This is a genomic window from Allobosea sp. GW821-FHT09G06 (assembly GCF_059416005.1).
Genome location: NZ_JBWKOI010000003.1, coordinates 593,287 through 605,931, shown reverse-complemented (window position 1 = coordinate 605,931; position 12,645 = coordinate 593,287). Strand labels below are relative to the sequence as shown.

Sequence of the window (12,645 nt, the reverse complement as noted above, 5' to 3'; positions counted from 1 at the left end):
ATCTCAAATGTCAGCGGGATTGCGTCAGACCCAACATTGGACGCCGATCGGGGGGCAACTTTGCGCGCCGTTTGACATCGAGGCGAAGCCTGACGACATCGACTGCGCCACCAACGCGCGCCGTGCGCTCTCGCATATGCTTGGAGGCAAGATCGGGAACGCGGACATCCCGATTGGTGACGGCGGGCTGCTCGCGAAGAAGACCCGGCGCCGCACATTCAAGGCGAGCTAGAAACGGCAAGTATAGCGAAGCTGATTTTCAGCTATCGTACGGCAACGCAAGGTGGCCGGCCGGCGACGGTTCTGAGGAGGCCAGAAATCCGTTACCGACCGGCCGAGCCCTTCGGTTTCCCAGGAGATGCGGCGGACCTGAGCACCCGAGGGGCATTTGGGAGCGATCTGCGTGATCACTGCGTTGCACAATCTCTACAATACGCCGTATCTGAATCAATCAAATCCGACCGATCGGCCGAATTCATCGATCGTTAACCCTACCTGCTAAGCTTAAAGCCTTCAGCGCACGCGCGAATGCCAAGCCGTATTACTGGTCGACTTCAGAAACTTGGCGCAATCGCCTGATAATAAGCTTGAAGATGACGCTGCGAGGGGCTGCAGCGAAGGGGTCTGCGCCTTACGCCGCGCTGGCGACGATCACGCGGTTACGGCCGCCGGCCTTGGCCCGGTAGAGCGCGTCGTCCGCCCGCTTCATCATGTCGGCAGACGAGGCATCGCCGGCGCGCCGGTTCGAGACGCCGACGGAGACCGTGACCTTGATGTCGCGGGTATTGCTCTGGACCGCGAAAGGCGAACTCTCGACCCGCTCGCGAATGCGCTCGGCCACGCGATAGGCGGCATCGCGCCCGGTATCGGGCAGCACGACGACGATCTCCTCGCCGCCCATGCGCGCAACGAGATCGATGCCGCGCGTGCAGGCGCGGACGCGGTCGGCGAATTCGCGCAGGACCTCGTCGCCGGCATCGTGGCCCCAGCTGTCGTTGACCGACTTGAAATGATCGATGTCGAGCACGAGCAGCGAGAGCGAACGGGCACGCAGCGCCGATTCGTCGAACATCACCGAGAGCCGGTTGTCCATGAAGCGGCGGTTATGCAGCCCGGTGAGCTGGTCCATCACCGCCATTTCCATCGAGGACTGCACGCTGTCGCGCAGCCGCTCGGTGAAGCGCTTGCGGCGCACCTGGGTGCGCACGCGCGCCAGCAATTCATTGCGGTCGATCGGGCGGAGCAGGAAATCATGCGCGCCGATCTCAAGCCCGCGCAGGATGCGCTCACGATCCTCGGCCTCGCCCATGAGCAGCACGGACATGTTGCGGGTCCGCTCCAGCGAGCGCAGCTGGCTGCACAGGCGCAGGCCGTCCTGCCCCTGCAGGCCCAGGCTGATCACGACGGCATCGAAATCGCCCTCGGCGGCGCGCATCACGGCCTGCTGGGCGTCGTCCTCGATCTCCACCGCATGGAAGGCCGAAAGCGCGCTCTGCACCCGCTCGGCAGCGCTCGGTCGATCCTCGATCACGAGGATGCGGCCATTCAGCCCGGTCTCGGCCGCCGCCGTCGCAAGCGGGTCGGCGATCCCCAGGCGGACCGAGGCCACGGCGCGGCTGCGCAATTCGTCGGTCATCGCCTTCAGCCGGGCAAGGCTGCGCACGCGGGCAAAGAGCGCGGTATCGTCGAGCGGCTTGGTCAGGAAATCGTCGGCGCCGGCATCGAGACCCTGCAGGCGGTCGCGAGGCTGGTCGAGCGTGGTGACGATCACCACGGGGATATGCGCGGTCGAGGGCGCGCCCTTGAGGCGCCGGCAGACCTCGAAGCCGTTCATGCCCGGCATCATCACGTCGAGCAGGACGATATCGACCTCGCCGCGCTCGCAAAGCGCGATCGCGTCGCGCCCGTTCGTCGCCGTGACCACGCCGAAATACTCGGCCGAGAGCTTGGCTTCGAGCAGCTTCACATTCGCGGGAATGTCGTCGACGACGAGGACGCGGGCGGTCATGGCTGTGCTTTCGCCGGCTCAGGCCGCGCCGGCATAGGTGCGGACGGTCTCCAGGAACTTGGCGACCGAGATCGGCTTGGAGAGATAGGCCTCGCAGCCGCCCTCCCGGATCCGCTCCTCGTCGCCCTTCATCGCGAAGGCCGTGACCGCGACGACCGGGATCATCTTCAGGTCGTCATCCTCCTTGATCCATTTGGTGACTTCGAGCCCGGAGACCTCCGGAAGCTGGATATCCATCAGGATCAACGCCGGATGATGCGTCCGCGCCAACTCGATCGCCTCGATGCCATCGGACGTCTTCAGCGTCGCGTAGCCATGGGCCTCGAGCAGATCGTTGAAGAGCTTCATGTTGAGCTCGTTGTCCTCGACGATCAGAACCGTCTTCATCGGGCCGCCCTTCATTTGTGCCGGGAGCGCCACGCCGAAGGCGGGCTTTCCAAATTGGCGGCATCATCAGATGATTGCGTAACACGCGAGCAGTTGACGAAACGCAAACCGGATACGCGACTGAAGCCCCCATGATACGACGACCGACCACAGACGAGGCCGAGGCGCTCGCGCTCCAGGCCCTTGCCTTCCTGGCCTCCGAACCCGAGCGGATCGAGCTCTTTCTGAGCACGACAGGCCTCAACCCGGCCAATCTGCGCCAGGCCGCCGGAGAACCCGGTTTCCTCGCCGCCGTACTCGACCATATCGGCAGCAGCGATTCGCTCCTCCTGGAGTTTGCCGGAAATTTAAGGCTGAATCCCGAAATCGTCGCCGATGCCAGGCGCGTCCTCGCCGGGCCGGAGCCGGACGACTTCTCTTGAGCACGGGCGCGCCCTCGCCGCGCTGGCTCTGCCGCGACTGCCTCGCGGACCACGACTCATCCGGGCCAGCGAAACGCTGCCCGGCCTGCGGCTCCCCGCGGCTGCTTAGCCATGACGAGCGCGACAGCTTGAGCCTCGCCCATATCGATTGCGACGCCTTCTACGCCACGATCGAGAAGCGCGACGATCCGAGCCTGCAGGACAAGCCGGTCATCGTCGGCGGCGGCAAGCGCGGCGTGGTCTCGACCTGCTGCTATATCGCCCGGACCTATGGCGTGCGCTCGGCCATGCCGATGTTCAAGGCGCTGAAGGCCTGCCCCGAGGCGGTGGTGGTCAAGCCGAACATGGCGAAATATGTCGCGGTCGGCCGCCAGGTCCGCCAGCTCATGCGCGAACTGACACCGCTGGTCGAGCCGCTCTCGATCGACGAAGCCTTCCTCGATCTCTCCGGCACGGAACGATTGCACCATGCCAGCCCGGCTGTGACGCTGGCGCGCTTCGCGAGACATGTCGAAGCCGAGCTCGGCATCACTATCTCGGTCGGGCTGTCCTATGCCAAGTTCCTCGCCAAGGTCGCGTCCGATCTCGACAAGCCGCGCGGCTTCTCGATCATCGGGCGGGGCGAGGCCGTCGCCTTTCTCGCGACCAAGCCGATCAGCCTCATTCCCGGCATGGGTCCGGCCGGTGTCGCCAGGCTCGCGGAAGGCGGCTTCAAGCTGATCGGCGACCTGCGCGAAGCGCCCGTCGACAAACTCTTCAAGCTTGCCGGCAAGGACGGGCCGCGCCTGAAGAACCTCGCCAACGGCATCGATTCCCGCCAGGTCACGCCGGAGCGCGAAACCAAGAGCGTTTCAAGCGAAACGACGCTCGATGTCGATCTCGCTCGCTTCGAGGAGCTGGAACCGATCCTGTGGCGGCTCTGCGAAAAGACATCGAAAAGGCTGAAGGCACAGGAGCTTGCGGGCCGGACCATCACGCTGAAGCTGAAGACGGCCGACTTCCACATCATCACCCGTGCCGCCCGCCTGCCGGAGCCGACGCAGCTCGCCGCGCGCCTCTTCGCGGCCGGGCGCGACCTCCTCAAGCGCGAGTGCAACGGCGCGCATTACCGCCTGATCGGCATCGGCGCGAGCGATTTCAGCCCGCCCGACGCCGCCGACCATGGCGACCTCGCCGACACCGCGACACCGCGCCTGAAGGCGATGGAGGGCGCGCTCGACAAATTGCGCGCCCGCTTCGGCGACGAGGCGATCGGCAAGGGCCTGAGCCTGAGGCTGCCGCAGCGCCGCTCGTCGGAGCCCGCTATTTCGCGCAAGGCTCCTGAGGAAGAAGATCCAGACGCGTGAGCGTGCCGCGCAGCGCAAACGAGCCGTAATCGAGCCGGATCGCGCCGGTGACACCGTTCTCGTAGAGCTCGAAATTGATGCTGTAGGCCGGCGTCGATTCGCCGGAGCCCGCCTTGAAATAGGAGATGGTCACCGGCCAGCGCGCCAGCTTCTCGAATTCGGGGCGCTGCAACGGCTTCTCGGAGGGGGCGGCCTCGATGCGCTTCCCGATGATCGAGAGCGTGTCATAGACCTCCTTGCCGGAATTGGCGCCGTCATAGAGCCTGACGCTCAGCGTCTTCTGCCCGGCGCGCGCGGCCTGGATCACGGCCTTCATCTGCGCATTCGGGAACAGCGCGTCGCTCGCCTCGCGATGCGTCTCGACCTTGGGTAGGCGCAGCTTCACCTCATAGCCGCCATCGCTCTTCTGCGCGGTGCCGTCGACCGTGTCCGGCTTGGCGCCGGCGGCGGTGCTTTCGGTCTTGAAGCGGTAATTCGCGCCGTCGCCGGCCTCGAAACTGGTGGTGCGGGCATCGATCAGCCGCGGCCCAGCCTCGGTGCCGAGCTGCGTGACCTGTCGGAAGGAGAGCGCATAGCCCTCGCAGGCATCGCCGGTGAACTCGAAGGCGATGCGGCCCTTCGCGGTCTCGATGTTGCCGGATGGCTTGGTGCTGTCGAGCACGAGGTCATAGACCGCGCGATGCGGCGACAGCACCACCCGCTCGGGCGCGGCTTGCGCCCAGGCCGGCATCGCGGCCAGAACCAGCGCTCCCGCCAAAACCCCGCTCGCCTGGGTCGCGAGCTTCGAGACTGTTCCGTTCATGCGTCGCTTGTCCGTTGTGGCCTGCTGCGAAATCTAGGTGCATCGCGGCAATGGCGCAAACATGGCGGAGGCGGCGCTCGCATCCGTCGCATCGGCCCTGCCCGTCCGGCATGCCACGGTGCTTGCGAGCCGCCCGGCCATCGGCCATGAAAGGCCTGCCCGAAGGCACCCTGCCTCGCTCGCGGAGCCAAGCCCATGAACGCCGCCGATACCCGCCTCGCCGAACTCGGCATCACCCTGCCGTCCCCGGCCGCGCCCATCGCCAACTATGTGCCCTATGTGATTACCGGCAACCTTCTGATCATCTCGGGCCAGATCTGCTTCGGGCTCGACGGCAAGCTCGCGGACAAGCACAAGGGCAAGCTCGGCGCCGAAATCTTCAACGAGGCCGGTCTCGAAGCCGCGCGCCTCTGCGCCATCAACGTGCTGGCACAGGCCAAGGCAGCGCTGGGCGGCGATCTCGGCCGCATCGTGCGCTGTGTCCGCCTCGGTGGCTTCATCAACTCCGCGCCGCATTTCTCCGCCCTGCCGGCGATCATGAACGGTGCTTCCGACCTGATGGTCGAGGTGCTCGGCGACAAGGGCCGCCATGCCCGCTCGACCGTCGGCGTCGCCGAACTGCCGGCCGATGCCGCCGTCGAGGTCGAAGCGATGTTCGAGATCGCCTGATGCCCGCAGGGTCCCACAAGAATGCCGGCCGGCCCGATCTGGGCTGGCTGGTGGCGAAGCCGATCGCGCATCGCGGCCTGCATGATCTCGCTTCCGGCGTGATCGAGAACAGCCCCTCCGCTGCCACGGCCGCAATCGCGGGCGGGTTCGGCATCGAATGCGACGTCCAGCTCACCGCCGATGGCGAGGCGGTCGTCTTCCACGATTTCGTGCTCGACCGCCTTACGGGCGAGACCGGCGCCGTCGTTTCGCGCAAGGCGGCGGAGCTGGGCGCAATCACGCTCAAGGGGTCGAACGATCCCATCCTCACGCTCTCGGCCTTCCTCGACCTGATCGGCGGGCGCGTGCCGCTCGTGATCGAGATCAAGAGCCGGTTCGACGGTGATCTGACCCTGACCAAGCGGACCGTTGAGGTCGTCGCGGGCTACAAGGGTCACCCGATCGTGATCAAATCCTTCGATCCCGACATCGTGGCGGCCCTGCGCGAGCTGGCGCCGGAGATTCCGCGCGGCATCGTGGCGATGAATGCCTATGATTACGGCGACTATGTCAGCCTCTCGCCGGAGCGGAAGCATGCGTTGGCCAATTTGCTGCACTTCACCGAGAGCCGGCCGGACTTCATCTCCTGGAAGGTCACGGATCTGGAGAGCGCCGCGCCCTATCTCTGCCGCAACGCGCTCGGCCTGCCCCTGATGAGCTGGACGGTGCGCACGCCGGAAGAGCGGCAGCGGGCCGCGGCCATGGCCGACCAGATGGTCTTCGAGGGCTTTCGCCCTTGAGCGAAGCGGAGGGTAGCGATCTCACCGTTCGTGTCGCGACCTCCCTCAAGGCCGTCCCCGCAGGCGCATGGAATGCCTGCGCCAATCCTCATGCGCTGGCGGACGCAATATCGGCGCCCGCTACGCAGTCTACCGATCCCGCGCTCGACCGGGACAATCCCTTCGTCAGCCATGAATTCCTCATGGCGCTGGAAGACAGCCGCTGCATCGGCGGCCGCACCGGCTGGTCGCTTGCCTATCTCCTCGTCGAGGGCGACGCCGGTCAGTTGCTGGCGGCGGCGCCAAGCTTCCTGAAAAGCCACAGCCAGGGCGAATATGTCTTCGACCACAGCTGGGCCGATGCCTATGAGCGAGCGGGCGGGCGCTATTATCCCAAGCTCCAGGTCGCCGCGCCCTTCACTCCGGCGACTGGCCCGCGCCTGCTGGTCGCGGATACGCCTCGCGCCGAGGAGGCCCGCGCCGCCCTGATCGGCGGGCTGGAGGCCTTGCGCGGACAGACACAATCTTCGTCGGTCCATGTCACCTTCGCGCAGGAGCCGGACATCGCCGCGCTGAAGCAGGCCGGCTATGTCGAGCGCAACGACCTGCAGTTTCATTGGCAGAACGAAGGCTTCGGCACCTATGACGACTTCCTGGCGACGCTGGCCTCCCGCAAGCGCAAGGCGCTGAAGCGTGAGCGGCGCGAGGCGCTCGCTAACGGCATCAGCATCGATGTCCTCTCCGGCAACGATCTCAACGAAACGGTCTGGGACGACTTCTTCTCGTTCTATGAGGATACCGGCTCGCGCAAATGGGGCCGTCCCTATCTCAACCGCGCGTTCTTCTCAGCAGTCGGCGCGGCGATGGGAGAGCGGATCGTGCTGGTGATGGCGAAACGCGCCGGGCGCTATATCGCCGGCGCCATCAATTTCCGCGGCGCCAATACGCTCTACGGGCGCAACTGGGGCTGCATCGAGGATCACCCCTTTCTGCATTTCGAGGTCTGCTACCATCAGGCCATCGACTATGCGATCGCCCATGGCCTGACCCGTGTCGAGGCCGGTGCGCAGGGCGAGCACAAGCTCGCCCGCGGCTACCGGCCGGTGATCACCCGCTCGCTGCATCATATCGCCGATCCCGGCCTGCGCCGGCCCGTCGCCGCTTATCTCGCGCAGGAGCGCGAGCAGATCGCGGCGGCGCGCGAAGCGCTGGCAGCCGAAAGCCCCTTCCGCAAGACAGAGACCTCCGATGACTGACGCCGCGCTCGCGACTGCCGCCTCCGCTCCAATCTTCTGCGAGGACGACGAACTCGGCTATCGCCGCAGCCTCACCGATTTCACGACGCCGCTGACGCTCGACGAGAGCTACCGGCTGGCCCATCTGCCGTTGGTCGCGCCGGAGCATCCCGGAATCATCGCCCGGCGCGAGGGCAAGTTCTACGAGATGGGCCGCCACCCGGCGGTCTACTCGCTGGTTCTGCCGGTGGAAGACGGCGCCTTGCGCGCCTCCTCTGCCTTCCGCGCGCTGGAGGCCGAATTGAAGGCCGCGCCCTTCGCCGGCAAGATCGCCTGGGATATCCTGCCGAAACGGCAGGATCGCCTGCATGCGACGGTTTGCGGCTCGCTCAGTCTCGCCGAGGCCCCGGTCATCGCCGCAGAAACGCGCGAAGCCCTGCGCAAGATCGAGCCCTTCACGGTCGAGCTGCGCGGGCTCTTCTCCGGCAACGTCAATCGCGGGCGGCTCTATCTGCCGGTCTATCCGGAGAAGCGCGCCGGCCGGAACATGCTGCAGGAGGTCCAGGCCGCCTTCGGCCGGGCGCCGGGCGACCTCTGGCTGATCGGCCTCTACAACCTCACCGACGATCTCGACGCTGCCGAGACCGCAGCGTTGGCCGAGATCATCTCACGCTGGTGGGGCAAGCCGTTGCTCAGCCTCACCGTGACGGAGCTTCAGGTCATGGGCGCCAGCGACGACCTCGTGCTCGACGCCCATGTCGAGACGGTTCTGCCGCTCGGCGCCTGAGGCGGGGCCGGCAGCCGGTCCGCGGCCTTGACGCCCCGGCCGGCGCGCCGCAGCTTGCGCCGACCCTTTTTGATCCCGTCGGACCCGCCATGACCGCCTATGATCCCTCAAACGTCTTCGCCAAGATCCTGCGTGGCGAACTGCCCTCCCACACCGTCTACGAGGACACTGATACGCTCGCGATCATGGACATCATGCCGCGTGCCGACGGCCATGTGCTGGTGGTCCCGAAGGCAGCCTGCCGCAATGTCTTCGATGCCCCGGCCGATGCGCTGAAGGCGGTGGCGCTGACCACGCAGAAGCTGGCGCGCGCGGTGAAGGCTGCCTTCTCGGCAGAAGGCGTCACCATCCAGCAATTCAACGAGGCCGCCGGCGGCCAGGTCGTGTTCCATCTCCACGTCCATGTCATGCCGCGTTTCGACGGCGTGGCGCTGCGCCCGCATACCGGCGCGATGGAGAAGAACGAGGTGCTCGCCAGCAATGCCGAGAAAATCCGCGAGGCCCTGAAAAAAATTTGACGGGCCATGTCACAGCGGGGTGAGCTGCCTCGTCTTGTCGTCATCAACCGATGGAGACAATCATGAGCCAACGCCTCAACGCCTTCCAGATCGCGCCCGAAGCCTACAAGGCCATGCTGGTCCTGCAGGATTACGTCAACAAGTCGGCCCTCGAGCACAGCCTGATGGAGCTGGTGAAGATCCGCGCCTCGCAGATCAACCGCTGCGCCTATTGCCTGCACATGCATGTGCTCGACGCGCGCAAGGCCGGCGAGACCGAGGCGCGCATCAACGTGCTCAATGCCTGGGAGGAATCCGAGCTCTATACGCCGCGTGAACGCGCCGCCCTGCGCTGGACGGAAGAATTGACCCGCGCCTCCGAGCGCAGCCCGAGCGACGCGGCCTATGCCGAGCTCAAGGAGCATTTCAGCGATAAGGACATGGTCGACCTGTCCTTCGCGATCGGCGCGATCAACACCTGGAACCGCATCAATGTCGGCTTCCGCACGCGCCATCCGGCCGACCGGCCGCGCAAGAGCGAGGCTGCCGCCTGATGACACCAGCCCGGCGCGCATGACGAGCGCGCCCGCCAGCCCCTTCGAGGCCAACCGGTCCTACCTGACCCGCCTGGCCTACCGCATGCTCGGCTCGCTCAGCGATGCCGAGGATGTGGTGCAGGATGCATGGCTGCGCTGGCATGACTCCGCGCCGGAGGCGATCGCCAATCCGCGCGCCTGGCTTGGGCGCGTGGTGACACGGCTCTGCCTCGACCTGATGAAATCGGCGCGGCGCAAGCGCGAGACCTATGTCGGTGCCTGGCTGCCCGAGCCGCTGATCGAGACGATCGGCGCGGCTCCGAGCGCCGATGAAGCGATCGACGTGCCCTATGCGCTCCAGCTCGCGCTGGAGCGGCTCTCCCCGCTGGAGCGCGCCGCCTTCCTGCTGCACGATGTCTTCGACCTGCCCTTCTCGGAGATCGCCGATACGCTCGGGCGCAGCGAAGCCGCCTGCCGGCAATTGGTCTCACGGGCGCGCCGCCATGCGCGCGAGGAAGACGGCCCGCGCCATCCGCTCTCACCGGAAGAGGCAAGACGTTATGCAAAAGCCTTCTTCGAGGCCGCCCACAGTACCGATGCCACCATCCTCAAGAGCATGCTCGCCCATGACGCGATCCTGCGCGCGGATGGCGGCGGCAAGGTCAATTCGGTGCTGAACCCGATCCTTGGCAGCGACAAGATCGGTCGCTTCTTCGCCGGTGTCAGCCGCCATGTCGAACGGGAGGCACGGGCGACCACGCGCTATCAATTCGTGATGATCAACGGGCTGCCAGGTTATGTCAGCCTGGAGCGCGGCGAGACCGTGCAGGCTATGGCTCTCGACATTCGCGACGGGGCGGTGGCAGCGATCTACGTCATCCGCAACCCCGACAAGCTCGGCCATGTCCGGCGTTTGCTGGAAGCTTAGATAAAGCGAACCACGCTTGTCATTCCGGGGCTTCGCGCAGCGAAGAACCCGGAACCCACGACTGGGCGAGTCCCTACAATCGGACACCTAGCGTCTCACCCAGTCGTGGGTTCCGGGTTCGCGCCTGTGGCGCGCCCCGGAATGACAAGGGTGCGCCTAGCCCGCGAACAGCCAGACGCCCCCGATCAGGACCGTCTCACCGGCCAGGACCGCGAGCATCATCCGGCGCTTGTCGAACAGCATCACGGCAGCCGCGGCAGCCAATGCCGCGATACGCACCCAGCCCGGAGCTGCCGCCAGCACACCCGGCGGCGAGACGATCAGCTTGGCGACGATCCCTGCGAGCAGCGCGGTCGCGACCGCCCTCACCCATTCCAGCAATGGCGAATCGTTGGAGAGGCCACGCGCGAAGCCGACCGCGAGCCAGCGCCAGATTTCCGTCGGCAGCACGGCGAAGAGCATCAGCGCGAGATAGGGCCAGAGCGGCCCGTCGAGCAGGGCGATCGGCTGGGTCATGCCGGCCTCCGCTTCCGCCCGATGAGAAAGGCGATGGTTCCTGCGACAAGGCCCGCGACGATCAGGTCGAAGCCTCCCCCGATGAAGCGTTCGCAGATCGGCGCCAGCGCAAGCCCGAGCAGGAGCGCCGCCACGTCACCGCGATGGCGCAAGCCGGCGATCAGCGAGACCAGAAAGAACATGGGCGTGAGGCACAACAGACCGGCGGCGAAGGGGATCGGCAGCGCGCCGAGCAGGTAATAGCCCGCGAAAGTGCCGATCGAGCTCACCGCCATGCAGGTATTGGCGAAGCCGAGGAAGTAGGCGACGCGCTGATGCGGAGCGATGCCGGGCAGGCGCCGCAGGCCCTCGCTCCAGGCAGTGACAGCAACGTAATGCGCCAGGAAAAGCTGCTGCCAGACGCTCTGGCCGGGACGGCGCAGCAGCGGCAGGATCGCCATCGTCATCGGCAGGAAACGCAACGAGGCAAAGCCGATCGCGATCGCGATGGCGCTCCAGGCGGCGCCGGCCGCGATCGAAGCGAAGAAGAGCACCTGCGACGGGCCGGCCCAGACCAGGATCGTCGAGAGCACGGCGACGTCGACGGGATAGCCGACATCGCGGGCGAGCGAGCCGATCCCGATCAATCCGAAGCCGACGATCCAGGCCGGCAGCATCAGCGCATCGCGCATGCCGGCCAGCGCGACGCGCTGCCAGCTCCAGTCGGCGGATACGCTCATGAGGTCATCGCGAGGGGATGCATTCGGAAGGGGCTCGATCCCGGCAGGCCCGGAAGCTCCGTCCTCTATCGTTCATGCATGCGGCGCTTGATAGATATCAGCAAGCCGGCCCGACCTGCGGCTGACGCAAGAAATGCCCTCAGCCTTGGCCGGGCTTCACGATCCGGGTCAGGCGATTGTCGGTGAAGAGATAGATCTCACGGCCGCCGGGCTCGGAATAGAGCACCTGGACCTCGCGCTGGCCCTTGCCGCTCTCGCCGACGAGCACGTCGGTCGGGCGCGCGCCCTTCAGCTTCAGCAGCTCGCATTCGGTGATGCCGGGCGCGATCTCCTTCGGCAGCGGCCGGGTCGAGGGATCGAGCGAGACGCCGACGCTGCATTCGCCTTCCGGTGTCAAAACCGGCTCCCGCGTCGAGATGCCGGCGCTGGCGGTGGTGGTCGTCGTCGTGGTGACGCCCCCCTTCGTCTCGGACTGGAAGGCAAAACCGCCCATATCGACCGAACAGCCGGCGAGGGCCGCGGTGCAGAGCAACAGAACAGGCAGTCTCACGCTTTCTTCTCCCAACGGCCGGCGTCGTCCTGCTGCCAGTAACTGGCGGCATGACCCGAGGCCCTGGCCTTCTTCCAATCCTCGCGGGCGGCAGCGAGCGCCTCGGGATCGCCTCCATCGAATATCAGGACGACGCGCTCGTAGTCCTGCATTGCGTCGGGAATGCGAACCCCGTCGGCGCAGATCCGGACCTGTGCGGCATTCGGATTATGCGCCTGCGTCGTCAGCACGACCGGATTTTGCGGTGCATCGGCCTCCAGCGCCGTGACATGCGGCAGGAAGCTTTCATCCGAATATGTCCAGAGGTGATCGTCGAGCACGCTCAGACGCTCCTGGCCGCCGACCTCGACGACGACCTTCTGGCCGCGCGACAGGGCGCGGTCGAGGATCGTCGGCAGGACCTGCTCCAGCGGGCGGGACTGCAGATGGAAGAACAGGATTTCGGCCATCGAAGCCTTATATCCTAACGGGTTGCCGGCATTGTC

At 66.2% G+C, this 12,645-nt stretch carries 16 protein-coding genes and 1 pseudogene; 10 read left to right on the top strand and 7 right to left on the bottom strand.

Annotated features, from left to right (window positions below; genetic code table 11):
- A pseudogene (locus tag AC07NY_RS19105) lies at window positions 1-232 on the top strand (hypothetical protein); the annotation flags it as partial.
- A gap of 399 nt (window positions 233-631) precedes the next feature.
- On the opposite strand, the gene AC07NY_RS19100 reads toward AC07NY_RS19105, so the two are convergent.
- Both AC07NY_RS19100 and AC07NY_RS19095 read right to left on the bottom strand, forming a co-directional pair.
- On the bottom strand, window positions 632-2,008 hold the full coding sequence (locus tag AC07NY_RS19100) for a PleD family two-component system response regulator (protein WP_492283400.1): 1,377 nt from the start codon (window positions 2,006-2,008) through the stop codon (window positions 632-634).
- Window positions 2,009-2,026: 18 nt separating this feature from the next.
- Window positions 2,027-2,395: a response regulator gene (locus AC07NY_RS19095; RefSeq protein ID WP_492283401.1), complete on the bottom strand. Its 369-nt coding sequence runs from the start codon at window positions 2,393-2,395 to the stop codon at window positions 2,027-2,029.
- Window positions 2,396-2,469: 74 nt separating this feature from the next.
- On the opposite strand from AC07NY_RS19095, the gene AC07NY_RS19090 reads away from it, so the two are divergent.
- Window positions 2,470-2,817 (top strand): DUF3572 domain-containing protein, encoded by a 348-nt coding sequence (locus tag AC07NY_RS19090; protein ID WP_494585130.1) that lies wholly within the window; start codon window positions 2,470-2,472, stop codon window positions 2,815-2,817.
- Window positions 2,814-4,163, top strand: coding sequence for a DNA polymerase IV (locus AC07NY_RS19085; RefSeq protein ID WP_494585129.1), 1,350 nt, complete (start codon window positions 2,814-2,816; stop codon window positions 4,161-4,163). The genes AC07NY_RS19090 and AC07NY_RS19085 overlap by 4 nt, the downstream gene beginning before the upstream one ends.
- Here AC07NY_RS19085 and AC07NY_RS19080 read toward each other — a convergent pair.
- Window positions 4,120-4,965 (bottom strand): cell envelope integrity EipB family protein, encoded by an 846-nt coding sequence (locus AC07NY_RS19080; protein ID WP_494585128.1) that lies wholly within the window; start codon window positions 4,963-4,965, stop codon window positions 4,120-4,122. The two genes, AC07NY_RS19085 and AC07NY_RS19080, sit on opposite strands and share 44 nt — an antisense overlap.
- Window positions 4,966-5,160: 195 nt before the next feature.
- Between AC07NY_RS19080 and AC07NY_RS19075 the strand changes: the two genes are divergently transcribed.
- The 7 genes from AC07NY_RS19075 (at window position 5,161) to AC07NY_RS19045 (ending at window position 10,375) form a co-directional block, all read left to right on the top strand.
- The gene (locus tag AC07NY_RS19075; RefSeq protein WP_492283405.1) at window positions 5,161-5,634 is read left to right on the top strand and encodes a RidA family protein; all 474 of its coding nucleotides are present in this window, start codon (window positions 5,161-5,163) and stop codon (window positions 5,632-5,634) included.
- Window positions 5,634-6,413, top strand: a complete 780-nt coding sequence (locus AC07NY_RS19070; protein WP_494585127.1) for a glycerophosphodiester phosphodiesterase family protein — start codon at window positions 5,634-5,636, stop codon at window positions 6,411-6,413. The genes AC07NY_RS19075 and AC07NY_RS19070 overlap by 1 nt, the downstream gene beginning before the upstream one ends.
- Window positions 6,410-7,648: a GNAT family N-acetyltransferase gene (locus AC07NY_RS19065; protein WP_494585126.1), complete on the top strand. Its 1,239-nt coding sequence runs from the start codon at window positions 6,410-6,412 to the stop codon at window positions 7,646-7,648. The genes AC07NY_RS19070 and AC07NY_RS19065 overlap by 4 nt, the downstream gene beginning before the upstream one ends.
- Window positions 7,641-8,414, top strand: a complete 774-nt coding sequence (locus tag AC07NY_RS19060) for a 2'-5' RNA ligase family protein (protein ID WP_494585125.1) — start codon at window positions 7,641-7,643, stop codon at window positions 8,412-8,414. Before AC07NY_RS19065 ends, AC07NY_RS19060 begins: the two co-directional genes overlap by 8 nt.
- 89 nt (window positions 8,415-8,503) lie before the next feature.
- Window positions 8,504-8,932 (top strand): HIT family protein, encoded by a 429-nt coding sequence (locus AC07NY_RS19055; protein ID WP_492283409.1) that lies wholly within the window; start codon window positions 8,504-8,506, stop codon window positions 8,930-8,932.
- Window positions 8,933-8,994: 62 nt separating this feature from the next.
- On the top strand, window positions 8,995-9,465 hold the full coding sequence (locus tag AC07NY_RS19050; RefSeq protein ID WP_494585124.1) for a carboxymuconolactone decarboxylase family protein: 471 nt from the start codon (window positions 8,995-8,997) through the stop codon (window positions 9,463-9,465).
- A gap of 19 nt (window positions 9,466-9,484) precedes the next feature.
- Complete coding sequence (locus tag AC07NY_RS19045; protein WP_494585123.1) at window positions 9,485-10,375, top strand: sigma-70 family RNA polymerase sigma factor; 891 nt, start codon at window positions 9,485-9,487, stop codon at window positions 10,373-10,375.
- A gap of 156 nt (window positions 10,376-10,531) precedes the next feature.
- Here the strand turns inward: AC07NY_RS19045 and AC07NY_RS19040 are convergent, their stop codons facing one another.
- From AC07NY_RS19040 to AC07NY_RS19025, 4 genes are all read right to left on the bottom strand, one after another.
- Window positions 10,532-10,891, bottom strand: coding sequence for an AzlD domain-containing protein (locus AC07NY_RS19040; protein ID WP_492283412.1), 360 nt, complete (start codon window positions 10,889-10,891; stop codon window positions 10,532-10,534).
- Window positions 10,888-11,610, bottom strand: coding sequence for an AzlC family ABC transporter permease (locus AC07NY_RS19035; protein WP_492283413.1), 723 nt, complete (start codon window positions 11,608-11,610; stop codon window positions 10,888-10,890). Before AC07NY_RS19035 ends, AC07NY_RS19040 begins: the two co-directional genes overlap by 4 nt.
- A 139-nt stretch (window positions 11,611-11,749) precedes the next feature.
- On the bottom strand, window positions 11,750-12,160 hold the full coding sequence (locus AC07NY_RS19030) for a hypothetical protein (protein WP_336812968.1): 411 nt from the start codon (window positions 12,158-12,160) through the stop codon (window positions 11,750-11,752).
- Window positions 12,157-12,609: a DNA polymerase III subunit chi gene (locus AC07NY_RS19025; protein ID WP_494585122.1), complete on the bottom strand. Its 453-nt coding sequence runs from the start codon at window positions 12,607-12,609 to the stop codon at window positions 12,157-12,159. Before AC07NY_RS19025 ends, AC07NY_RS19030 begins: the two co-directional genes overlap by 4 nt.
- Window positions 12,610-12,645: the final 36 nt, after the last annotated feature.